This is a genomic window from Flavobacterium columnare NBRC 100251 = ATCC 23463 (assembly GCF_002530675.1).
Taxonomy (GTDB): domain Bacteria; phylum Bacteroidota; class Bacteroidia; order Flavobacteriales; family Flavobacteriaceae; genus Flavobacterium; species Flavobacterium columnare.
In genome coordinates this window covers 1-22,545 of record NZ_PCMX01000049.1, presented here as the reverse complement: position 1 = coordinate 22,545, position 22,545 = coordinate 1, and the positions used below count along the sequence as shown (strand labels likewise).

The window sequence follows — 22,545 nt, the reverse complement described above, 5'->3', positions numbered from 1 at the left end:
TCCACAACTTTTTGACTTGAGCCATTCCTTTTTTCAAATAACTTGATTTCTTCCTTTCTAAAACGTATTTTTGAAAAATCTCTTTTCAAATTCAAATTATGAAAATTTATTAGAGAATAGAGTTATTAAATTTTGGAATTTTCACATCTATGTATTTAATTTTTGATACCGAAACTACAGGTTTACCGCGTAGTTGGTCTGCACCTATTACTGATACAGACAATTGGCCGCGTTGTATACAAATAGCTTGGCAGCTGCATGATGAAATGGGGCAACTTATAGAACATCAAGATTATCTGGTTAAACCGGAAGGATTTAATATTCCTTACGATGCAGAAAGAGTTCATGGTATTTCTACGGAATTAGCCATAGAACAAGGAATTAGTTTGCAAGAAGTGTTAGAAAAATTTAATATAGCGCTTTCAAAAGCCAAATATATCGTTGGTCAAAATGTAGGATTTGATGTTAACATCATGGGGTGTGAGTTGTATAGAGGAGGAGTAGCCTCTACTTTGTCACAAATGCCTGTTCTAGATACTTGTACAGAAACGACAGCAGAATTGCTTAAATTACCTGGAGGTCGTGGAGGTAGATATAAATTGCCTACACTTACTGAATTACATCAGTTTCTTTTTGGCGAACCTTTTGCAGAAGCACATAATGCTACCGCCGATGTAGAAGCCACTACGCGTTGTTTTTTTGAACTTGTAAAAAGAGAGATCTTTACGCAAGAAGAGTTAGATGTGCCTGAGGATTATTATATGCGTTTTCGCCAAAATAATCCTCAAGAAATTAAATTGATTGGTTTAAAACACATCAATTTAAAATCTGCTTCAGATGAAATTCGAAAAAGATTAAAAAAAATACAGCAAGAAGGAGATGAAACCCTTGTTTCGGAAGAAGCAATTAAAAATCTAGAACAGGCTGTATACGCACATTTGCATAATCATACCCAGTTTTCAGTACTACAATCTACGATTTCTATCCCTGCTATTGTTAATGCAGCAGCCAAAAGTAAAATGCCTGCAGTGGCTATGACAGATGTTGGCAATATGATGGGGGCATTTCAGTTTGTAAGTGCTGTTCTAAACCATAATAAGGTAGCTAAAGCAAAAAATGAAGCGAATATAGAAAAAGGGGAAGCAGCTTCCGAAGTTGAAATAAAACCGATTGTTGGAGGCGAATTCTTGGTGTGTAACAATCATAAAGATAAGTCCGTAAAAGACAATGGATACCAGGTGGTTTTTTTAGCAAAAAACAAAAAAGGGTATCATAATTTGGCAAAAATGGCTTCTATTGCTTACACAGAAGGGTTTTATTATGTACCGCGTATCGATCGAAAGATAGTTGAACAATATAAAGAAGATATAATAGTATTATCAGGTAATTTGTATGGAGAAATTCCTAGCAAAATACTGAATCTAGGTGAAAACCAAGCAGAAGAAGCACTTTTATGGTGGAAATCACAGTTTGGAGATGATTTTTATCTCGAAATAATGCGTCATAATCAAGAAGATGAAAATCGTGTCAATCAAACCTTAATACAGTTTGCGCAGAAACATCAAGTTAAATTAATAGCAACTAATAATACCTATTATGTGGCCAAAGAAGATGCTAATGCCCATGATATCTTATTATGTGTAAAAGATGGAGAAAAGCAGGCTACACCTATAGGAAGAGGGCGTGGTTATAGGTATGGACTTCCTAATCAAGAATATTATTTTAAAACACAAGAAGAAATGAAACGTCTTTTTGTGGATTTGCCTGAAGCAATTATCAATATACAAGAAATTATTGACAAGATAGAGATCTATTCTTTATACCGTGATGTATTATTACCTAAGTTTGATATTCCAGAAGAATTTCTAGTAGCAGACGACAACCAAGATAGCGGTAAAAGAGGAGAAAATAAATATTTGCGCTATCTTACCTATGAAGGAGCTCGAAAAAGATACCCCGAAATTGCTGACGAATCAATAGATCCAACCAAAACGTCCGAAATTAAAGATCGTTTGGACTTTGAGTTGTTAACAATTGAAAAAACGGGGTATCCTGGTTATTTCTTGATAGTCCAAGATTTTATTGCAGCCGCTAGAAAAATGGGCGTTTCAGTGGGGCCTGGCCGTGGCTCCGCAGCAGGTTCAGCGGTTGCTTATTGCTTAGGAATTACCAATATAGATCCTATTAAGTATGACTTACTTTTTGAGCGTTTTTTGAATCCTGATCGTGTGTCTATGCCCGATATAGATATTGACTTTGATGATGAAGGACGAGGAGATGTAATGCAATACGTAATTGATAAATATGGAGCTAACCAAGTAGCACAAATCATTACGTATGGTAAAATGGCCACCAAATCAGCTATACGAGATACTGCAAGGGTGTTGGATTTGCCTCTGTTTGAAGCTGATAAAATTGCAAAGCTCATTCCAGCTATGATGCCTTCCAAATGGAATTTGGCGCGATTTTTAAAAGAAGAAGAAGGAGATGTTAAAAAAGCACTCAAGTCTTCTGAAGAATTTGATCGAATCAAAGAGTTGATTAGTATAGCAAATGAAGGCGATTTGGCGGGAGAAACCATTCAGCAAGCTAAGGTACTTGAAGGTTCCATGCGTAATACAGGTATACATGCCTGTGGTGTTATCATTACACCAGATGATATAACGAATTTCGTTCCTGTAACTACTGCTAAAGACTCTGATTTATATGTCACTCAGTTTGATAACTCAGTAGCAGAAAGTGCAGGCTTGCTAAAAATGGACTTTTTGGGTCTCAAGACCCTAACTTTAATAAAAGACACCGTTAAATTAGTTAAATATCGTTTAGGAATAGACTTAGATCCTGATAATTTCCCTATAGATGATGTTAAAACGTATGAACTTTTTCAACGAGGAGAAACTGTGGGGGTCTTTCAGTACGAATCTCCTGGTATGCAAAAATACATGAAGGATCTAAAACCAACTGTTTTTGCAGACTTAATTGCCATGAATGCCTTGTATCGTCCAGGACCATTAGAATATATTCCTTCCTTTGTGCGACGAAAAAATGGAGACGAAGAAATAACCTACGATTTAGATGCTTGTGAAGAATATTTAGCAGAAACCTATGGGATTACTGTATACCAAGAACAGGTAATGCTCCTTTCACAAAAGTTAGCAAATTTCTCTAAAGGTGATGCCGACGTTCTTCGTAAAGCAATGGGTAAAAAGCAAAAAGACGTTCTAGATAAAATGAAATCTAAGTTCATAGATCAAGCCATGGCTAATGGTCATGATGCTCAGAAATTAGATAAAATATGGACTGACTGGGAAGCCTTTGCAAGTTACGCATTTAATAAATCACACTCTACTTGCTATGCTTGGGTTGCTTATCAGACGGCTTATCTAAAAGCGCATTATCCAGCGGAGTATATGGCTGCGGTTCTTTCCAATAATATGAATGATATTAAACAAGTATCTTTCTTTATGGAAGAATGTAAACGGATGGGGTTGGAAGTTTTAGGGCCTGATGTAAATGAATCTTTTTATAAATTTACAGTAAATGAAAATTATGCCATTCGTTTTGGTATGGGGGCAATTAAAGGGGTTGGTGAAGGTGCTGTAAATACCATTATAGAAAATAGAAAAGAAGGTAAATATAAATCCATTTTTGATTTAGCTAAGCGAATAGATTTAAGGGCCGCAAACAAAAAAGCATTTGAAAACTTAGCCCTCTCAGGAGGATTTGATTGCTTTGAAAATACACATAGAGCTCAGTATTTTCATCACGATGGTGATAATATCTGGTTTCTGGAAAAGGCTATGAAATATGGAGCCAAAATGCAAGAAAATGAAAATTCCTCTCAAGTAAGCTTGTTTGGAGATACTACTGAAGTTCAAATACCAGAGCCCACAGTTCCCCCATGTGAAGAATGGCATACCATGGAAAAATTAGCACGAGAAAAGGAAGTGGTAGGAATTTATATTTCAGGCCATCCACTAGATGATTATAAATATGAAATGAAATATTTCTGTAATACTCGTTTAGAACAATTGTCTTACTTAGAACAATTGGTTGGCAAAAATATTTCTTTAGCAGGTATGGTTACGAATGTTCAGCATAGAACCGCTAAAAATGGTAAAGGATGGGCAACATTTAATCTAGAAGGATATGATGAAACGTATGAATTTAGAATTTTTGATGAAGAATACCTAAAATTCCGTCATTATTTAGTTCAAAACCAATTTGTTTATTTTAAGTTAAACGTTAAAGAAGGTTGGACAAACCGTGAAACAGGTAAAAAATCAGATCCTAGAATTCAATTTATGGATGGAAAAATGCTCGCTGATGTTCTTCCCACGTATGCAAAGAAAATGACTATTCTTTTTTCTATATATGAAATAAAGGAAGATCTAATAAATAACCTGTATAACTTATTTGTTGAAAATAAAGGAGAGCATCAGGTAACTTTTGAAGTAATGGAGCTGGAAAAAATTAAAAAACAATTGCAAATTGAAAGTGCCCCTGTTGAAGATAACCAAACGGATGATATAGAAAATGTAGAAATAGAAATACCAGAAGAAAAAGAAGAAATTATTGTCAGAAATATGCTATCCATGCCAAGTCGTAAAATAAAAATAAAAATATCTTCCGAACTGTTGCAAGAAATGGAAGATAGGCAAATAAATTTTAAAATTGTTTAGGTGAAATTCAATAAGTTCGTATTTTTATAAATATTATCCAGCCAATATGAAAGTAAATTATACGATAGTTTCTCTTTTTGTGTTTCTTATATCATTTGTATCTAAAGGACAGGACAAAGAAGAAGAAAAAGCAGTCAGATGTTCGACTATAGAGTATGAAAAATACCTGCAAAAAGAACATCCCAAAAGAGCTAATCTAGATCAATTTGAAAAATGGTTAAACCCATTCATACAAAAACAAGCAAATAGTAGATCTGTATTCAATGGCGTTGTTACAATACCTGTAGTAGTGCATGTTGTGCATTCTGGGCAAGATGTAGGCCAAGCACCTAATATTGACGATAAGCAGGTTATTTCGCAAATAGAAGTGTTGAATAATGATTTTAGAAAAAAGACAAATACACCAGGGCATAATACACACCCTAATGGTGCTGATCTAGAAATCCAATTTGCTTTAGCGCAGGTTGATCCTTTGGGGAATCCAACAAATGGCATTGATCGTGTTTATTACAATCATGTTAAATGGGTTGAAACGAAACCCAATATAAAAGGCGATATAGATTTAGTCTTAAAACCAGAAACCGTATGGGATTCCTCTTTGTATTTGAATATTTGGGTTGTTGATTTTGAAAATTCCAAATTGTTAGGACAAGCACAATTTCCAAGTATGGCAAATGTTCCCGGTTTGAACGAAGATGGTACTGAGGCTACTGATGGAGTTGTTGTAAGTTATTTAAATTTTGGCTCTAGAGAAATCTATCCCAATGGAATATATAAAGGATTTCAGTACGATAAAGGTAGAACTGCTACGCATGAAATTGGGCATTGGTTAGGATTGCGTCATATATGGGGAGATTCATATTGTGGAGATGATTTTTGTGCAGATACCCCACAGGCTCATGACTCAAATTTAGGCTGTCCTACCATCTTAAGCTGTGCAGGAACAGAAGATGAAATGGTGCAAAATTATATGGATTATACAGATGATACCTGTATGAATATTTTTACCCAAAACCAAAAAGATCGAATTCGAGCGGTATTAGCTAGTTCGCCTAGAAGAAGAACTATTGTCAACTCAGAAAAAGAAAAGCCTATATTATTATTAGTCAATGATGCTGAAATAAAGATAGAAAAACAATATACAGGGTTTTCCAATTTATGTGTAAATGAGCCTAGAAAAGTATCCATAATCAATAGAGGAATTAATGATATTAATAATGTTTTAATAAAATATCGATTTAACAATCAAACTACAAAAGATATTAATTGGAAAGGGGTGCTCAAACCCAATCAATATACTCTGATGTCTATTCCTGAAATAGGTGTAGAAAATGATATATTAAGTGTAGAAATTATTGAAGTAAATGGCGTAAACGATACAAGAAGTTCAAATAATTTTGCCAAAGTTCAAATAATTAACACAGCTCAACCAGAATCGTTTTTTTATGATGAAATAAACCTTGAATTACAGTTAGATAATAAAGGAGAAGATATTATTTGGGAGTTATTGGATAGTTCTGGAAAAATACTACATTCAGGAGGTCCTTATAATGATAATGAACCTATTCTTATTCAAGAAACTTGGAATTTAGAAGATAAAGAGTGTTACACTTTTACTATAAAAGATAAAAGAGCAGATGGACTATGTTGTGATAATGGTGAAGGATATTATCAGATTGGGTATAAAGACAATATCATTATTCGAGAAGGAAGATTTTCTGAATCTAGTACCAAAGGATTTCGTATAAAACACTTGAGTGATCAAATTATATTAGAACAAAATCCAGTTGGCGATGAATTATACTATTTGTTTGGTAGTAAAATAGGAAAAAGAGGAATAGGCAAAATTTTTGATCTAACAGGCAAACTAATAAAAGAATTTAAGGTAGAAAAAAATAGTGTAAAACCAGAAATAGTTAGTCATCTATCATCTGGGTTCTATTTATTTCAAGTAATAACAGAAAGTAATTCAGATGCTGTAATTTTTATAAAAAAATAGAGAGAGAATAGCCCCTCTCTCTATCTATTTCATTAAATTTGCCCACCAAAATTACAAAAGGTGAAAGTAATTAGCGATTTATCAAATGTTCAATTCTGTAAAAAGACTATTGTGACTATAGGGACTTTTGATGGAGTACACTTAGGACATCAAAAAATAATCAGAAGACTCCAATCTAATGCTAATGAATTTAATGAAACGGTTGTAATTACCTTTTCTAACCACCCAAGAACTTTTCTAAAAACAGATTCTCCAGTTCAACTGCTCAGTACGAATGATGAAAAAATACAATTATTAGAACAACTACAGGTAGATAATCTGCTTTTTTTAGAATTTAATCAAGCTTTATCCGATTTATCAGGCGAAGAATTCGTTAAAAATATTTTAGTTGATAAATTAAATATTCAAAAAATCATCATAGGATATGATCATAAATTTGGAAAAAATCGTTCTTCAGATATTCACGATTTAATCCGATTTGGTAAAAAATACAATTTTGATGTAGAACAAATATCAGCAGAAGAACTCGATGAAATTACTATTAGCTCTACCAAAATAAGACAATTTATTAAAGAAGGAATCATTTCATTAGCAAATCAATACCTTGGAAATCCATATACTCTAAGTGGAAAAGTAGTTAAAGGAAATCAAATAGGAAGATCCATAGGTTTTCCTACAGCTAATATTCAAATAGATTCACCATTAAAATTAATTCCCAAAGAAGGGGTTTATGCGGTAGACGTATTTCTTAAAAATCAAACGTATAAAGGAATGATGAATATAGGAAATCGTCCGACTATTAACGGACAATATCGTACTATAGAAGTACATTTGTTTGATTGTAATTTTGAGTTTTATGGAGAGGATATAACTGTTATTTTACAATATTATCTTAGAAGCGAACAAAAATTCGACTCACTTGACTCACTAAAAAAACAATTAGAAGAGGATAAAAGGCAAGTTTTTCTTAAAAAAAATTAAACAATTTTAGTATTTTGTTAAAACATTCTCTTTAATTCCTTTAAAAACACAATTCGTCACGAAGTGTGATTTTTTCCTTGATTCATATCTTTTATTATAACTACTTTTGCGGCTGTTTTGTTAAAGCTGCAGTTATTAATATTACAAGAAATATTTTTTAAAAACAATTGGAGATCAGATACCAAAAAAAACGAGGCGTAACCGAAAAGCCAGATGAGTAGGGTTTTATATATAGTAGTATTATGAAAAAGAATATAGCAGAGTTTATAGGTACATTTTGGCTTGTATTAGGAGGTTGTGGAACAGCTATGTTAGCTGCAAATTTTGGGACTGTTGGAGTTGGGTTGACAGGGGTTTCTTTTGCCTTTGGATTAACCGTTTTAACTATTGCGTATTCATTTGGACATATTTCTGGAGCTCATTTAAATCCAGCTGTTACAATTGGTCTTTGGGCTGGAGGTAGAATCCATTCAAAAGAAATTTTACCTTACGTTGTCTCTCAAATTGCAGGTGCAATTCTTGCAGCAGGTGTTCTTTATGTAATTGTAACAGGAAATGGAGGGGTAATAGGTGATTTTGCGGCTAATGGTTATGGAGAGCATTCGCCAGGTAAGTATAGTATGGTGTCCGCTATTGTAACAGAGTTCGTTATGACTTTTATGTTCTTGTTGATCATTTTAGGAGCTACAGATTCAAGAGCGAATACAGGATTTGCAGGAATAGCAATTGGTTTAGCGTTAACTCTTATTCATTTAATAAGTATACCTGTTACCAATACATCTGTAAATCCAGCAAGAAGTATCAGCCAAGCTATATTTGTAGGTGGTTGGGCTATTTCTCAACTTTGGCTTTTTGTTGTAGTTCCGGTAGTTGCTTCTTTTTTAGCAGGTTCTGTTTACAAATATTTTAAAGCAGATTAAAATAATTTTACTTGCAAGAATTATAAGGAAATACGAATGTTTAATTGTCTGAACACATTAGATTTTTTTAGTATATTCCTTATGGTTGCTTTTTTAGTTAAAGTAAAAAAGACTAAGTTTTAATGCAATTTTTTGTTAGCGAAATTAGTTTCCTCATCTTTGAAACAGATGTTTTTAGCTGATAAAAAAAATCTAAATAATAATATATTTTGAAGTTATATTATGATAAAAAAAATTACAAGATCAAAACTAATAAAAATATATAGTTTTCTTTTCCTTTTTTCCCCAATATCAAAAGTTTTTTCTCAAAACGATACAGTCAAAAAAATGACAGTTAGTGCTTATGGAGAATTGTATTATAGTTACGATTTTTCAAAGCCTGAAAATCATGAAAAATCAAACTTCGTTTATAGTCATAAAAGACATAACGAACTCAATTTTAATTTACTTTTGTTAAAACTAAATTACAAAGACGAAAATATTAGAGCTAATTTAGGATTAATGGGAGGTAATTACGCAACTTATAATTTAAGTGCTGAACCAACTTGGGCGCAGTTTATTTATGAAGCAAATATAGGTGCAAAATTATCTAAAAAACGTAATTTGTGGCTAGATGTTGGTGTTTTGCCATCTCATATAGGGTTTGGAAGTGCTATTGGTGCTGATTGTTGGACCTTAACAAGAAGTTTGATTACAGAAGGCTCTCCTTATTATGAAGCTGGAGTTAGAGTGTCCTATCAATCGCCAAACGAAAAAATTTATCTAGCTGCTTTATATCTGAATGGTTGGCAAAGAATAAAAAAACCGGATTTTATTCAAAGGCCATCTTTTGGGGGACAAGTCACTTTTAAGCCTAATAAAAAAATGTTACTTAATTATAGCAATTTTATTGGTACTGACAAGCCTGATAGCATAAATGCGGTTCGAACTTTTCATAATTTATATATGCAATATGAGCCATCTGATAAATTGGGGATAATTGCAGGTTTTGATATTGGATCAGATAAGTATGATGCTACAAATTATGGAACGTGGTATGGACCAATTGTAATGCTAAAAAGCCAAGTTAATAAGAAAATGATTGCTGCTTTTAGAGCTGAGTATTATAGCGATAAAAATCAAATCATAGTTCCGACAGGAACACCAAATGGTTTTCAAGTATTAGGATTTTCCTCTAATTTAGATTATGATCTTAACGAAAAATTAAAATTCCGATTTGAAGCTAAAACATTCAATTCAAAAGATCGTATATTTAATAATGATAATAATAATTATTCTATAACTACAAGTTTAATATTCAGAACGTAATTGCCAATTTCTCTAAATTAAATTTATTTTTATAAGATAAAAGTTGTTTTATTACCGCCTTTATGTTAAACGAATTGTGTATTTTTGACCCCTAAATAATCTATTTATGAGTATTACAAGACATAATTGGAGTAAAGAAGAAATTATTGAAATATACAATCAGCCATTGATGGACTTGCTTTATCAAGCAGCCACTATTCATAGAGAAAATCACGACCCCAATACGGTGCAAGTATCAACACTCTTGTCAATAAAAACGGGTGGATGTCCGGAAGATTGCGGTTATTGTCCTCAGGCAGCACGTTATCATACGGATATAGAAGGAAATGATCTAATGACTGTTAACCAAGTAAAAGCACAGGCGTTAAGAGCAAAAGAGTCAGGCTCTTCAAGGGTGTGTATGGGAGCTGCTTGGAGAAATGTAAAAGATGGGCCAGAATTTGATCAAGTATTAGAAATGGTTCGTACAATCAATAAATTAGATATGGAAGTTTGTTGTACGCTAGGTATGCTTACTGAAAATCAAGCACAACGATTAGCAGAAGCAGGGTTATATGCTTACAACCATAACTTAGATACTTCTGAAGACTATTATAAAGAAGTAATTTCAACACGTGGATTTGAAGATCGTATAAAAACAATTGAAAATGTACGTAAAACAAATGTAACTGTTTGCAGTGGCGGTATTATAGGAATGGGAGAAAGTGTAGAAGATAGAGCGGGTATGTTAGTTGCTTTATCTACTTTAAACCCACAGCCAGAGTCAGTTCCTATTAATGCTTTAGTAGCGGTAGAAGGGACTCCTATGGAAAATGAAAGACCTGTTGAAATTTGGGAAATGATCAGAATGGTAGCTACAACCAGAATTGTTATGCCTGAAACACAAGTTCGACTTTCAGCAGGGAGAACTCAAATGTCAAGAGAAGGACAAGCGATGTGTTTTTTTGCAGGTGCAAATTCAATCTTTGCTGGGGATAAGCTACTGACTACCCCTAATCCAGATGTGAATGAAGATATGAAAATGTTTGAGTTACTAGGATTAAATCCTCAAAAGCCTTTTATTAAGCTAATGCAGCCTAAAACAGTAGAGGCATGTGATTCAGAATATCAATCTTTAGGAGAAAAACCAAAATGGTCTAGGCCTGGACACCAAATAGAACGCAATTTAGCCGTTACAAATAAGAAATAAAAGAAAAAGCTCCTAATTAAACTTTAGGAGCTTTTTTTATACTCTTTCTAAAAAAGTAAAATGATAATAATATTGTTAAAATAATAAAAACCAGTAGGTGTTCATCTATCGGAAGACCAGGAGGAACAGCCCTCTTTAAAGGAGGTGGAGGTTCTGGAATTGTAGCTGCAAAAGAGAATGTGTTGACTAATGCCATGATTAACAAGTGTATAGTGTGATTGTTCTTTTTCTTCATATACGGTAAATATATATAAAAAAAAATAGTTGCAAAAATATTTTTGCAACTAAGATAAACTAATTCTCTAAATTTTTAATTAATTCCTTGATTTTGATTTCTAGCTCTTCTGCTAATTCAGGATTGTCTTTTATTAAAGATTTAACGGAGTCACGGCCTTGACCGAGTTTTGTTTCTCCGTAGCTAAACCATGATCCCGACTTTTTGATAACTTCAAACTCAACTGCTAGGTCTAATATTTCTCCTGTTTTAGAAACACCTTCGCCATACATAATGTCAAATTCTGCTGTTTTAAAAGGAGGTGCTACTTTATTCTTAACAATTTTAACTTTGGTGCGATTGCCTAATACATTTTCACCATCTTTAATTTGTGAAGAACGACGAATATCTAAACGTACCGATGCGTAAAATTTAAGGGCATTACCTCCAGTTGTCGTTTCAGGATTTCCAAACATTACACCTATTTTATCGCGAAGCTGATTAATGAAAAATACAGTACAATTCGTTTTGCTAATAGTTGCTGTTAATTTACGTAGGGCTTGTGACATCAAACGAGCGTGTAATCCCATCTTAGAATCGCCCATATCGCCTTCAATTTCACTCTTTGGAGTAAGTGCGGCAACAGAGTCTATAACCACAATATCTACAGCTCCAGATCGAATTAAACTTTCAGCAATTTCTAAGGCTTGTTCTCCATTGTCAGGTTGTGAAATAATAAGGTTGTCAATGTCTATTCCTAATTTTTCTGCATAAAAACGATCAAATGCGTGTTCAGCATCTATAAAAGCAGCAATTCCTCCTGCTTTTTGAGCCTCAGCAATCGCATGTAATGTAAGTGTTGTCTTACCTGATGATTCAGGTCCAAATATTTCTATAATACGACCTTTAGGATAGCCGCCAACACCTAATGCAAGATCTACTCCAAGAGACCCCGAAGAAATAACTTCTACTTCTTCTATTGCTTTGTCTCCCATTTTCATCACGGTGCCTTTACCGTATGCTTTATCTAACTTATCTAAAGTAAGCTGTAGTGCTTTTAGTTTAGCCTCTTTTTCTGAACTCATCTTTTTTGAATTTGCAAGGTGTTAAAATTATAATTGCTTGGCAATAGCCTGAGCAATTACTTTAAATTCGTCGTCTGACAGTTTTACTTTATTAGTAAAACGAGCATCATCCATCATGTTTAATGGTATTAAATGTACATGCGTATGTGGAACTTCTAAACCAATTACGGTCATGCCTACTCGTTTGCAAGGAATTGCCTTTTCAATAGCAGTAGCTACTTTTTTTGAAAAAGCCATTAAGCCTAAATAAAGTTCGTCATCCATTTCAAAAATCTTATTGATTTCTTTTTTAGGAATACAAAGAGTGTGTCCTTTCGTATTTGGGTTTACATCTAAAAAGGCTAAATAATCATCGTTTTCCGCTATTTTATAGCAAGGAATTTCACCGTTTATAATTTTTGTAAAAATAGAAGCCATTGGGATATGTATATGGTTAGTCTCTAGTAATTTCTAAAACTTCAAATTTTAAAACACCATTAGGTACTTTAATTTCTGCAATTTCACCTACTGATTTTCCTAATAAACCTTTTCCTATAGGAGAGGTAACAGAAATTTTATTTTTCTTTAAATCAGCTTCGCTTTCTGCAACTAATTGATAAGTTAATTCGATCCCGTTTGCTTGATTTTTTATCTTAACGTTAGATAAAACTAATGCCTTTGATAAATCTAATTGGGATTCATCTATTAATCGAGCATTAGCGTATAGCTCTTCCATTTTGGCAATTTTCATTTCCAAAAGGCCTTGTGCTTCCTTAGCTGCATCGTATTCTGCATTTTCTGATAAATCGCCCTTATCGCGAGCCTCTGCAATGGCTTCCGATGCTTTTGGACGTTCTACAGATTTTAAATAGTCTAGTTCTTCTTTTAACTTTTTTAATCCTTCTGCTGTATAATAAGATATTTTACTCATAACATCATTGTATTGTATAAATAGAAAAAATCCCATTGTAGCGGGATTTCTCGCAAAGATACTATTTTTTATTTAGTTAGTAATTTAATTGAGTGATTCAACGTTATACAAATGTAAATAATTTAAATTTGTTGCAAAAAAATTCAAAAAAAAACCATGAAAAAATATTTTTTGATAATTATTTTAATTCTTGTTTTTGGTTGTGATAAGAATAATGTTGTAAATAGCGCAAACCCATATTTAGCAAATAACAGTTTTTCAATCGATCTAAATCCTTCACTTCCCTCCTATAATAAACTTAATTATCCAGGAGAACCTCTACTGATTGCTATCCCTGGAGTAGGGATTCAAGGAATTCTTGTAATGAAAACAGGAGGTGCAGGGGATTTTGTTGCTTGGGAAGCAAGCTGCCCTCTTCAGTATCCTACTGATTGCTCAAAATTAAATCTAAAAGGGATTAGTGCGCAGTGTACTTGCGATAATAGCGAGTTTAATTTATATACAGGCGATGGAGGAAAACAATATCCTCTAAAAAGATACAATGTGCAAAATTTAAACGGAATAATTAGAATTTATAATTAATTTTTTTTTACCACTTTTTTTCCGAAATTTGTATGATATGAAGTCTATATTTGAAGATTTGTTAGCTCATTTAAAGTTTTTTATAAAAAGAAACCCTGAATGAGTTTGGCGGGAGATCTGTTTTTAATTATTAAAGTTAACTATAATTAAAAAAAATATTTTTAAAATGGTCTAATTAACACATTATATGCAATGCCTATATATCACAAATTAGGAAAAATTCCCCACAAGCGTCATATTCAATTCCGTAAAGAAAATGGCGATTTATATTACGAACAACTTTTTGGAACTATTGGTTTTGATGGTATGTCAACTAATATGTACCATGAGTACAGACCTACAATGGTAAAAGAAATAAGAGGACAGTATTCTGTGGCTCCTAAAATTGCAAAAGCCAATAATATACAGTCTTACCGCTTACGCGGTTTTCAAATACCTCCTCAAGATGATTTTTTAGAAAGTAGAAAAATTGTTTTAACAAATTCTGATTGTCATATTGTTTTAGCAGCTCCTAGAAAATCTACTACCGACTATTTTTATAAGAATACGGATTCTGATGAGGTTGTCTTTATTCATAAAGGAACAGGTAAGTTAAGAACAATGTTAGGTAATCTGGATTTTAAATACGGAGATTATTTAGTCATTCCTAGAGGTGTAATTTATAAAATGGATTTTGATACTGAGGACAACCGATTATTTATTGTAGAATCTAGAAGACCTGTGTACACCCCAAAACAATATAGAAATTGGTTTGGACAACTGTTAGAACATTCTCCCTTTTGTGAACGTGATATTCGTAGACCAGAAGAGTTAGAAAGTTATAATGAAAAAGGAGATTTTTTGATTAAAATAAAAAAGAAAGATGAAATTTTTGATGTAACTTATGCTTCGCACCCTTTTGATGTAGTAGGGTATGATGGATATAATTATCCCTATGCTTTTTCTATTCACGATTTTGAACCTATAACGGGGCGCATACACCTGCCGCCGCCTATACATCAAACATTTGAAACAGATGCTTTTGTGATTTGCTCATTCGTGCCGAGATTATACGATTATCATCCGCAATCAATTCCAGCACCTTATAATCATAGTAACATAGATGCTGATGAAGTGTTGTATTATGTTGATGGTGATTTTATGAGCCGTAATGATATAGAAGCAGGTCATATATCACTACATCCAGCAGGTATACCTCATGGGCCTCATCCAGGAGCTACTGAAAGAAGTATTGGTAAAAAAGAGACATTAGAATTGGCGGTAATGGTTGATACGTTCAAACCTTTGATGGTTACCGAAGAGGCTATGCAAATTGCCGATGATAAGTATTATCAGTCTTGGTTGGAGTAAAAAATAAAAAAAGTAAAAAAGAATAATAGAAAGAAGTGTTATTATTGTTTTCGCAACTCTCGTGTAAAATGAAAAAATATTTTGATGCTTCAATTTTAATGAAAAAAATATGTCACAAGAATTAAAATCAGTAGAATACGGTCTGGAAAAAATATTTGAAGGAGCGCAAGACTTTCTTCCTCTTTTAGGTACAGATTATGTAGAATTATATGTGGGAAACGCTAAGCAGGCAGCTCATTTTTATAAAACAGCTTTTGGATTTCAGTCATTAGCGTATGCGGGTCTAGAAACAGGAGTAAAAGACCGTGCGTCTTACGTCTTAAAACAAGATAAAATTCGTTTGGTGCTTACAACAGCTTTAAATAGTAATTCGCCTATTGGAGAACACGTAAAAAAACATGGAGATGGTGTTAAAGTAATAGCACTTTGGGTAGAAGATGCTCGTTCTGCTTTCGAAGAAACTACAAAAAGAGGAGCAAAGGTTTATTTTGAACCAATTGTTGAAAAAGATGAAAATGGCGAGGTAGTGCGTGCAGGAATCTATGGCGCTTATGGTGAAACGGTTTTTGTTTTTGTAGAAAGAAAAAATTACAATGGAGTATTTATGCCTGGATATAGTGAGTGGAAATCAGATTATAATCCAGAATCTGTAGGATTGAAATACATCGATCACATGGTTGGAAATACAGGTTGGAATCGTATGGATGAGGCTGTGAAATGGTTTGAGGACGTAATGGGATTTGTGAATTTCCTTTCTTTTGATGATAAGCAAATTACTACTGAATATTCCGCATTAATGTCTAAAGTTATGTCAAATGGAAATGGTAGAATTAAGTTTCCTATTAATGAACCAGCTCATGGCAAAAAACGTTCTCAAATTGAGGAATATTTAGATTTTTATGAAGATGAAGGAGTGCAGCATATTGCGGTAGCTACGGATGATATAATTAAAACAGTGGCCGATATGCGAGCAAGAGGGGTAGAGTTCTTAACCACGCCGCCACAAGCTTATTATGATGCGATTCCTGAGCGTTTAAAAGAGCACATGTCTAAGTTTAAAGAAGATATTAATGAACTTCAAAAATTAGGAATTATGATTGATGCTGATGAAGAAGGTTATTTGTTGCAAATATTTACTAGACCCGTTGAAGATCGACCAACATTGTTTTTTGAAATTATTCAAAGAATGGGAGCAAAAGGATTTGGTGCGGGTAACTTTAAAGCGCTATTTGAGTCTATTGAAAGAGAACAAATGCTGAGAGGAACTTTGTAAAAAATATTTCAAAATAAAATAGAGATTATCCTTAATTGCTAGGTAATCTCTGTTTTTTTAGATCCTATTCAATATCCAAATTACATCTTTAAGTAAAACTCTTGTGTTAATTGAATGTATTCTTCGGTATAGTTATGTCTTGAATTTTCTATTATTAATTCGTCTATCAAAGGTTCTTGCTTAATACGTGTAAAAGCTATTAAACTTCTTTTTGTTTCAGATTTTGGGGTTCCCTTTACTCTTGTAATTCGTAAAGGATATAATGAACGCTCTTGACAAAGGCTTTGGATTTTGTTTTCTTCTGAAAAAGGAATTATAAGGGCAAATATACCTTGATCTGAAAGAAAAAAATCAGCAGCTTCAATTAATTCTTCAAATGGAAGTGACTCTTCAAAGCGAGCTCTATCACGCGATTCGGTGTTGCTTTTATAATCAGTAGTGTAAAAAGGAGGGTTTGATACAATTAAATCATATTCTTCATCTATTTCGTCTACAAATTCGTCTAGTCCAGCATGATAACAGTAAAGACGATCATTCCAAGGGGATTGTTCAAAATTATCGACGCACTGTTCGTAGGCCTCATCGTCAATTTCTATAGCATCTATTTGTTCAGCTTGTGTTCTTTGTGCTAACATAAGAGCTATTAGCCCAGTGCCAGTACCTATGTCTAAAATAGAATGGGGGTCGTTGAAAATAGGTGTCCAAGCACCTAATAAAACACCATCTGTGCCTACTTTCATGGCACATCGGTCCTGTTGAATACTGAATTTTTTGAATTGAAACATGACTGAATATAGTATGAAAAAACTCTTGTTTAACAAGATTCTAATTTTGCTATTTCGGACCTAAGAAAATTACATAATACCAATAACGTGACTTTTCTTTTCGTTAAGGAGGAGCTGTCTGTTCCTTTTGAATAGCTTTTTTGTAAACTATAGTTTTTGGAATAAGTTATTTTAAATAAAGATCAACAAGTCCCTCAGGAGTGTTTAATAGAATTGTTTTGTTATTTCGATTGAGTTCTATTATAAATTCGTCTATCATAGGAACCAAAACTTCAATTCCTTCTTTTTCTATTTCAAAAAGAGGTTGAGCAGCACTGTCATTAATAGCTACTATGTTGCCAATATAGCCTAGGCGTTGATCTAAAACTTTGTATCCTATTACTTCGTGATAGTAAAACTTATTACCTTCTAATGGCGGAAGCATAGAAAGGGGTAGATAGACTTCCTTGCCTATTATTTCGTCGGCTTCTTCCTCTGAATTTATGTCTTCAAATTTTACTTTTAAAAAAGTGCCTTTGTGGAGTTGTGTTTTTTCTATAAAAAAGGGAACCAAGTCTTTGTTGTACGCAACAAAGACTGATTCCAGTTCTTCATACATTTCGGGTTCATCCGTATCTAAATAGATTAAGACCTCGCCCTTGAAACTGAATTTTTTAGCGATTTTACCCAAATAAAAACAATCATCTTTACGCATAAGACCGCCAATTATAATTAAGCTTCTGTTTCTTCGTTGTTAGTTTCTTCTACAACTGGAGTTTCTTCTGTAACTTCAGCTGCCTTAGCTGCTTCGGCTTGAGCTGCCATACGCTTTTCGTTAGCTTCTTTTTCAGCTTTTAAAGCATCTGCTTTAGCGTCTGCCTTAGATTTAGCTAAACCATCTTTTTTAGCGTCTACTTTAGTCGCTTTTTCGTCTAACCATGCTGTAAATTTAGCTTCTGCTTGTTCAGGAGTTAAAGCACCTTTGCGAACACCACCTTCTAAATGATGTTTTAACAGTGCACCTTTGTAAGAAAGAATAGCTCTAGCAGTGTCAGTAGGCTGAGCACCATTGAATAACCATGTTACTGCTTTGTCAACATTTAAGTCAATAGTTGCAGGGTTAGTGTTTGGATTGTAAGTTCCTATTTTGTCTAAGAATTTACCATCTCTTTTTGAGCGTGAATCCGCTGCCACAATCCAGTAAAAAGGTTTTCCTTTTTTACCATGTCTTTGTAATCTAATTCTAACTGGCATAATTAATTGGATTAAATTGAGGTTCCCGACCTCGGTTATTTAAGGGTGCAAATATACGGATTATTTTGATTTTCAAAAGGCTAAATAATATTTTGTTTTCTTTTTGAAATTAGATTGATAAATATTGAGTTAATATCTCTTATTTTTGCTTTTTATAAAATTCAAAATGAGAAATAGTACGTGTCTTTTTTTGCTTTCATTGTTTGGAATTTCTTGTCAAGACGATGTTACCTTTAATAACCAAGCGTTTCAAGTAACTATAGGGAATAGTTTGTGGAAAGCTAATAGTAAAAGTGCTAAAATAAATGTTTCAGGAGTGTTAACATTGGAAGGGAGTTCGTCTACCCATAGCTTGAAAATTCAGGTTAATAATAGCCAAGTAGGGACTTATTCTTTAGGGACTGCTAGTCAAAATGCACTCGTTGTTTATAGCGGGATTAATCAAAATGCGCAGAGTTTTTCAACAGGAATAGGAAAAGGGCCTGTTAGTGAAACAGAAATTATAACTAGAGGTACGGGCTATCTCACTGGGAAAATTGTAAGCGTTTCAGGAGGATCTGGTACAGGATTGAAAGTAAATATAGATGTTGATCCGAAAGGTTTAATTTCTGAAGTTACTTTGGCAAATCCAGGAAAAGACTATAAAGTAGGTGATTTGGTTACTGTGAATGGAGGAAATAATGATGCTGAACTTAAAATTATTAGTACAACCAATAGTGGAGGGCAAATTGTTATTACTGAAAATACAGGTACAACTATTTCGGGAACTTTTACATTTACCGCTTTTAATTCTGGTTCTGGAATTGTTATAGGTGGTAGAGAGGGAGTTTTTTATAAAATACCTATTTCTAGATAAATTTTAACGAACGGAGGTGCGCTTTTTTGTTTTGTAATAGGAATGATTGTTAGTTGATTAAAACAATAAAGCTTTTTTGTTTAGTGTTTTTTTAATGAATTGTTTTAATAAATCGTTTTTTAGAATATATTTGCTGATAAATAATATTATGTTAGTGATTTTTTTGTAATATCACAGCTGATTGTTTTGGGGTTTCCAAAATATGTAATTAACCTAATTATTAAAGAAATGATTAAAAAATTTATGTTACTAGGAGCAGTAGCTCTTTCATTAGCAACTAATGCTCAAGATTCAAAAAGAGGGTTTTATTTAAAAGCAGGTGGGTCTTATTTTGTTCAAACTGTTGGAACTGAATTTCCTGTTGTAAGTGGTTTGGCAGCAACAAATGAAACAACGTTAGTAACCGTTGGTAGTACTGGTGTTTTATCAAGTTTAGTTTCTAAAGAATCTATTACAGGTTCTTTTGGTGAAGGTTCAAGAACTAATCTTGTTGGAGGATTTCGTTTTTCAGAACGTTTAGGAGTTGAAATGGGAGTACATTACTACATGAGTGCTTCTAAAACTATGGCAGAAAGACATGTATCTATTAAAACGCCTGTTTCATCTATTGGTGATTTTGATGCTGTTGTAAGTGGTAAAATTAGAGCATTAGATTTATCGCCTTCAGTTGTGTTGTATTTAGGAGAGGTGGGTAAGTTTGAACCTTATACTAAAGTGGGGGTTATTTTGCCTGTATTTGGTGATTTAACAATAAAATCTACTACAAAATCTACTATACCAGCACCCTATGCTTTAAATCCTGCTTTCTCTAAATATAAAAATTCAGAAAGAACAGACGTAGTAAAGCCTAATCCTACAATTGGTTTTGTGGCTTCTGTTGGTACTTCGTATAAAATAGCTCCAAAATTATCAGCTTATGCTGAAATTGAATATAGAAATTTTACGGTACATGGAAAAACAAAAGAAACAACAGGGTATATGGTAGAAGGAGTAGATCAATTATCTAATTTGCCTTATTCAGAGTCTCATACAAATTATGTTAATCAGTTAAATGGAACTTCTAATAATTCGGAAACAAATCCAACTGGCTTCGATTCAACAAGACCTAAAGATGAGTTGAGTTCGTATGTAGGTATCAGTGGGATTGGTTTGTCATTAGGTATGCGTTATAATTTCTAATAATTTTACGTGTTAGATGTATAAAAAGAGGGACTAGAGGGATGTAGTTTTGTTATTCCAAAAGGAGGTTAGAACGAAGTGAACAGGCGAAAAAAATACATAGTACTGATAATGTCACTTTGACGACAGGATAAGTGGTAAATCAGACGTTAAGTTGCTGCTTTTTAGAGCTCTCTTTGTTTTCTATTTGTTTTAGCTATAGAGCTATTTTAATTATTAATATTGATGTGTATTTGTAATTGAAATAAAATAGTAAATTTGTCTAACAATTAAAAAGATAGAACATGGCATTAGCAATTACAGATGCTACATTTGATGAGGTAGTATTACAATCAGACAAACCAGTTTTAGTGGATTTTTGGGCAGCTTGGTGCGGGCCTTGTCGTATGGTAGGTCCCGTTATTGACGAAATTGCAACGGAATATGAAGGAAAAGCAGTAATTGGTAAGGTAGATGTCGATGCCAATCAAGAGTTTGCTGCAAAGTATGGCGTACGTAATATTCCTACTGTTTTGATTTTTCAAAATGGTGAAGTGGTAGGTCGTCAAGTAGGTGTAGCTCCTAAAGATACTTATGCTAAAGCAATTGATGCGTTGTTGTAATAAAATATAAGTAAAACTTAAAAGGTCTAACAAATGTTAGGCCTTTTTTTGTGTCATATTCTGTATATTTGAGTTATGAATTTAGAATCTCAAATTAAAACTATCTCTAGCTTTCAACATCTAGAGCTTTTGGCTAATCAGATTGTAGAAGGCTTTATTTCAGGTATGCATAAGTCGCCTTTTCATGGTTTTTCAGCTGAATTTGCGGAACATAAAATATATAATTCAGGAGAAAGTACAAAACATATTGATTGGAAGTTGTATGCAAAAACAGATCGTTTATATACTAAGTGTTATGAAGAAGAAACCAATTTGCGTTGTCATTTAATTCTTGATAATTCTTCCTCTATGCACTATCCGTTGCTCGAAAAAGAGCAATTGTTTTATGAAAATAAAATTGGTTTCTCTGTCTTAGCATCTGCTGTTTTAATGAATTTATTAAAAAGGCAACGAGATGCTGTAGGATTAAGTATTTATTCAGATCATTACGAATATTATGCGCCAGAAAAAGGGAGTGACCGCCATCATAGAATGTTGTTGGATAAATTGGATAGGCTTTTGGCGGATAAGCCTGTTTATAAAAAAACAGACACCATTACATATCTACATCAGATAGCCGAAAAATTACATAAGCGTTCGATGGTAATACTTTTTACAGATATGTTTCAGTCGGAAGACGAGGAACGCTTGTTTAAGGCGTTACAACATTTGAAATACAACAAACATAAAGTGGTGGTGTTTCATGTAGTAGATTATAAAACAGAATTTAATTTGCATTTTGATAATCAACCCCGCAAATTTGTAGATTTAGAAACTAATGAAGAAATAAACTTATTTGGAGAGGGGTTAAGTAATGAATATCAAAAAATGATGACTTCTTATTTTGAAAGGATAGCCAATACTTGTTCATTGTATAAAATTAAGTATGTGCCTGTTTCAATTGAAGGAAAATTCGAAAAAATAATGACATCTTATCTGGTTGAAAAACAAGCTTTTATTTGATTTTTTTGAAGAAAAACAAAAAAAAGTTTTTTTTTCTCTTGCAAAACAAAAAAACAGTCGTATATTTGCACCGCAATAACGCACAAGGTTTGGTAGTTCAGTTGGTTAGAATACATGCCTGTCACGCATGGGGTCGCGGGTTCGAGTCCCGTCCAGACCGCGAAATTGGGAATATTTTTAGAAGCGCTCTTCGGAGCGCTTTTTTGCCCAAAAAAAGATTTTAAAATTAGTTGTGTTGTTTAGTTCCGAGTAAAATCGGAATGGTTTAGTAGTTAGACCAATGAAAAGCTTTCCGTTTAGGGGAGCTTTTTTTATTTAAATATCTTTTTAAGGATCAAGTTCAAATGTCTTGATCCAAAATAGGATCAAGTCTAAAACGGGATCAAGTCTAAAAC

The 22,545-nt window shown here is 33.2% G+C and carries 19 protein-coding genes and 1 tRNA gene; 14 read left to right on the top strand and 6 right to left on the bottom strand.

From position 1 onward, the window contains the following. Positions 1-149: 149 nt before the first annotated feature. The 6 genes from dnaE to bioB all read left to right on the top strand — a co-directional run bounded on the left by dnaE (position 150) and on the right by bioB (position 11,079). Positions 150-4,682, top strand: a complete 4,533-nt coding sequence (gene dnaE / locus B0A78_RS07470) for a DNA polymerase III subunit alpha (protein ID WP_097609534.1) — start codon at positions 150-152, stop codon at positions 4,680-4,682. A gap of 46 nt (positions 4,683-4,728) precedes the next feature. Beyond that, positions 4,729-6,681, top strand: a complete 1,953-nt coding sequence (locus tag B0A78_RS07465; protein ID WP_014166101.1) for a M43 family zinc metalloprotease — start codon at positions 4,729-4,731, stop codon at positions 6,679-6,681. A gap of 60 nt (positions 6,682-6,741) precedes the next feature. Next, a complete protein-coding gene (locus B0A78_RS07460) occupies positions 6,742-7,662 on the top strand; it encodes a bifunctional riboflavin kinase/FAD synthetase (protein WP_014166102.1) in 921 nt (306 codons plus the stop codon). A 242-nt stretch (positions 7,663-7,904) separates the two neighbouring features. After that, positions 7,905-8,582, top strand: coding sequence for an aquaporin Z (gene aqpZ, locus B0A78_RS07455; RefSeq protein ID WP_014166103.1), 678 nt, complete (start codon positions 7,905-7,907; stop codon positions 8,580-8,582). 327 nt (positions 8,583-8,909) lie between these two features. Then, a complete protein-coding gene (locus tag B0A78_RS07450; protein ID WP_196771913.1) occupies positions 8,910-9,890 on the top strand; it encodes a porin in 981 nt (326 codons plus the stop codon). A gap of 106 nt (positions 9,891-9,996) precedes the next feature. Then, positions 9,997-11,079: a biotin synthase BioB gene (gene bioB, locus B0A78_RS07445; RefSeq protein WP_014166105.1), complete on the top strand. Its 1,083-nt coding sequence runs from the start codon at positions 9,997-9,999 to the stop codon at positions 11,077-11,079. 294 nt (positions 11,080-11,373) lie between these two features. Here bioB and recA read toward each other — a convergent pair whose 3' ends face one another. Genes recA through greA form a run of 3 tightly spaced genes read right to left on the bottom strand, consistent with a single transcriptional unit; the run spans position 11,374 to position 13,288 of the window. After that, on the bottom strand, positions 11,374-12,378 hold the full coding sequence (gene recA / locus B0A78_RS07435) for a recombinase RecA (RefSeq protein WP_014166107.1): 1,005 nt from the start codon (positions 12,376-12,378) through the stop codon (positions 11,374-11,376). A gap of 27 nt (positions 12,379-12,405) precedes the next feature. After that, positions 12,406-12,795, bottom strand: a complete 390-nt coding sequence (locus B0A78_RS07430; protein ID WP_014166108.1) for an HIT family protein — start codon at positions 12,793-12,795, stop codon at positions 12,406-12,408. Between the two features lie 16 nt (positions 12,796-12,811). Next, positions 12,812-13,288: a transcription elongation factor GreA gene (greA, locus tag B0A78_RS07425; RefSeq protein ID WP_014166109.1), complete on the bottom strand. Its 477-nt coding sequence runs from the start codon at positions 13,286-13,288 to the stop codon at positions 12,812-12,814. Positions 13,289-13,444: 156 nt separating this feature from the next. Here greA and B0A78_RS07420 point away from each other — a divergent pair, with 156 nt between their 5' ends. The 3 genes from B0A78_RS07420 (at position 13,445) to hppD (ending at position 16,493) form a co-directional block, all read left to right on the top strand. Continuing rightward, on the top strand, positions 13,445-13,870 hold the full coding sequence (locus B0A78_RS07420) for a hypothetical protein (RefSeq protein WP_014166110.1): 426 nt from the start codon (positions 13,445-13,447) through the stop codon (positions 13,868-13,870). 192 nt (positions 13,871-14,062) lie between these two features. Continuing rightward, the gene (locus tag B0A78_RS07415; RefSeq protein ID WP_097609533.1) at positions 14,063-15,220 is read left to right on the top strand and encodes a homogentisate 1,2-dioxygenase; all 1,158 of its coding nucleotides are present in this window, start codon (positions 14,063-14,065) and stop codon (positions 15,218-15,220) included. 109 nt (positions 15,221-15,329) lie between these two features. Next, complete coding sequence (gene hppD / locus B0A78_RS07410) at positions 15,330-16,493, top strand: 4-hydroxyphenylpyruvate dioxygenase (protein WP_014166112.1); 1,164 nt, start codon at positions 15,330-15,332, stop codon at positions 16,491-16,493. A gap of 80 nt (positions 16,494-16,573) precedes the next feature. Here the strand turns inward: hppD and B0A78_RS07405 are convergent, their stop codons facing one another. The 3 genes from B0A78_RS07405 to B0A78_RS07395 all read right to left on the bottom strand — a co-directional run bounded on the left by B0A78_RS07405 (position 16,574) and on the right by B0A78_RS07395 (position 18,511). Continuing rightward, the gene (locus tag B0A78_RS07405) at positions 16,574-17,278 is read right to left on the bottom strand and encodes a tRNA1(Val) (adenine(37)-N6)-methyltransferase (RefSeq protein WP_097609532.1); all 705 of its coding nucleotides are present in this window, start codon (positions 17,276-17,278) and stop codon (positions 16,574-16,576) included. A 166-nt stretch (positions 17,279-17,444) separates the two neighbouring features. After that, on the bottom strand, positions 17,445-17,972 hold the full coding sequence (gene rimM, locus B0A78_RS07400; RefSeq protein WP_014166114.1) for a ribosome maturation factor RimM: 528 nt from the start codon (positions 17,970-17,972) through the stop codon (positions 17,445-17,447). A gap of 17 nt (positions 17,973-17,989) precedes the next feature. Beyond that, positions 17,990-18,511 (bottom strand): 30S ribosomal protein S16, encoded by a 522-nt coding sequence (locus B0A78_RS07395; protein ID WP_014166115.1) that lies wholly within the window; start codon positions 18,509-18,511, stop codon positions 17,990-17,992. 166 nt (positions 18,512-18,677) lie between these two features. Here B0A78_RS07395 and B0A78_RS07390 point away from each other — a divergent pair, with 166 nt between their 5' ends. The 5 genes from B0A78_RS07390 to B0A78_RS07370 all read left to right on the top strand — a co-directional run bounded on the left by B0A78_RS07390 (position 18,678) and on the right by B0A78_RS07370 (position 22,310). Next, positions 18,678-19,367 (top strand): DUF6252 family protein, encoded by a 690-nt coding sequence (locus B0A78_RS07390; RefSeq protein ID WP_041253257.1) that lies wholly within the window; start codon positions 18,678-18,680, stop codon positions 19,365-19,367. 228 nt (positions 19,368-19,595) lie between these two features. Beyond that, a complete protein-coding gene (locus B0A78_RS07385; protein WP_041253492.1) occupies positions 19,596-20,546 on the top strand; it encodes an outer membrane beta-barrel protein in 951 nt (316 codons plus the stop codon). A gap of 284 nt (positions 20,547-20,830) precedes the next feature. Continuing rightward, complete coding sequence (gene trxA / locus B0A78_RS07380; protein ID WP_014166118.1) at positions 20,831-21,148, top strand: thioredoxin; 318 nt, start codon at positions 20,831-20,833, stop codon at positions 21,146-21,148. Between the two features lie 75 nt (positions 21,149-21,223). After that, a complete protein-coding gene (locus tag B0A78_RS07375; RefSeq protein ID WP_097609531.1) occupies positions 21,224-22,150 on the top strand; it encodes a DUF58 domain-containing protein in 927 nt (308 codons plus the stop codon). Between the two features lie 86 nt (positions 22,151-22,236). Then, a tRNA-Asp gene (locus tag B0A78_RS07370) sits at positions 22,237-22,310 on the top strand. The last annotated feature ends 235 nt before the right edge of the window (positions 22,311-22,545 follow it).

What these genes read in the sequence shown, in the direction of transcription:
- dnaE (WP_097609534.1), top strand. Translation starts at nt 150, where the DNA reads ATGTATTTAATTTTTGATACCGAAACTACAGGTTTACCGCGTAGTTGG.
- B0A78_RS07465 (WP_014166101.1), top strand. Translation starts at nt 4,729, where the DNA reads ATGAAAGTAAATTATACGATAGTTTCTCTTTTTGTGTTTCTTATATCA.
- aqpZ (WP_014166103.1), top strand. Translation starts at nt 7,905, where the DNA reads ATGAAAAAGAATATAGCAGAGTTTATAGGTACATTTTGGCTTGTATTA.
- B0A78_RS07450 (WP_196771913.1), top strand. Translation starts at nt 8,910, where the DNA reads ATGACAGTTAGTGCTTATGGAGAATTGTATTATAGTTACGATTTTTCA.
- bioB (WP_014166105.1), top strand. Translation starts at nt 9,997, where the DNA reads ATGAGTATTACAAGACATAATTGGAGTAAAGAAGAAATTATTGAAATA.
- recA (WP_014166107.1), bottom strand. Translation starts at nt 12,378, where the DNA reads ATGAGTTCAGAAAAAGAGGCTAAACTAAAAGCACTACAGCTTACTTTA.
- B0A78_RS07430 (WP_014166108.1), bottom strand. Translation starts at nt 12,795, where the DNA reads ATGGCTTCTATTTTTACAAAAATTATAAACGGTGAAATTCCTTGCTAT.
- greA (WP_014166109.1), bottom strand. Translation starts at nt 13,288, where the DNA reads ATGAGTAAAATATCTTATTATACAGCAGAAGGATTAAAAAAGTTAAAA.
- B0A78_RS07420 (WP_014166110.1), top strand. Translation starts at nt 13,445, where the DNA reads ATGAAAAAATATTTTTTGATAATTATTTTAATTCTTGTTTTTGGTTGT.
- B0A78_RS07415 (WP_097609533.1), top strand. Translation starts at nt 14,063, where the DNA reads ATGCCTATATATCACAAATTAGGAAAAATTCCCCACAAGCGTCATATT.
- hppD (WP_014166112.1), top strand. Translation starts at nt 15,330, where the DNA reads ATGTCACAAGAATTAAAATCAGTAGAATACGGTCTGGAAAAAATATTT.
- B0A78_RS07405 (WP_097609532.1), bottom strand. Translation starts at nt 17,278, where the DNA reads ATGTTTCAATTCAAAAAATTCAGTATTCAACAGGACCGATGTGCCATG.
- rimM (WP_014166114.1), bottom strand. Translation starts at nt 17,972, where the DNA reads ATGCGTAAAGATGATTGTTTTTATTTGGGTAAAATCGCTAAAAAATTC.
- B0A78_RS07395 (WP_014166115.1), bottom strand. Translation starts at nt 18,511, where the DNA reads ATGCCAGTTAGAATTAGATTACAAAGACATGGTAAAAAAGGAAAACCT.
- B0A78_RS07390 (WP_041253257.1), top strand. Translation starts at nt 18,678, where the DNA reads ATGAGAAATAGTACGTGTCTTTTTTTGCTTTCATTGTTTGGAATTTCT.
- B0A78_RS07385 (WP_041253492.1), top strand. Translation starts at nt 19,596, where the DNA reads ATGATTAAAAAATTTATGTTACTAGGAGCAGTAGCTCTTTCATTAGCA.
- trxA (WP_014166118.1), top strand. Translation starts at nt 20,831, where the DNA reads ATGGCATTAGCAATTACAGATGCTACATTTGATGAGGTAGTATTACAA.
- B0A78_RS07375 (WP_097609531.1), top strand. Translation starts at nt 21,224, where the DNA reads ATGAATTTAGAATCTCAAATTAAAACTATCTCTAGCTTTCAACATCTA.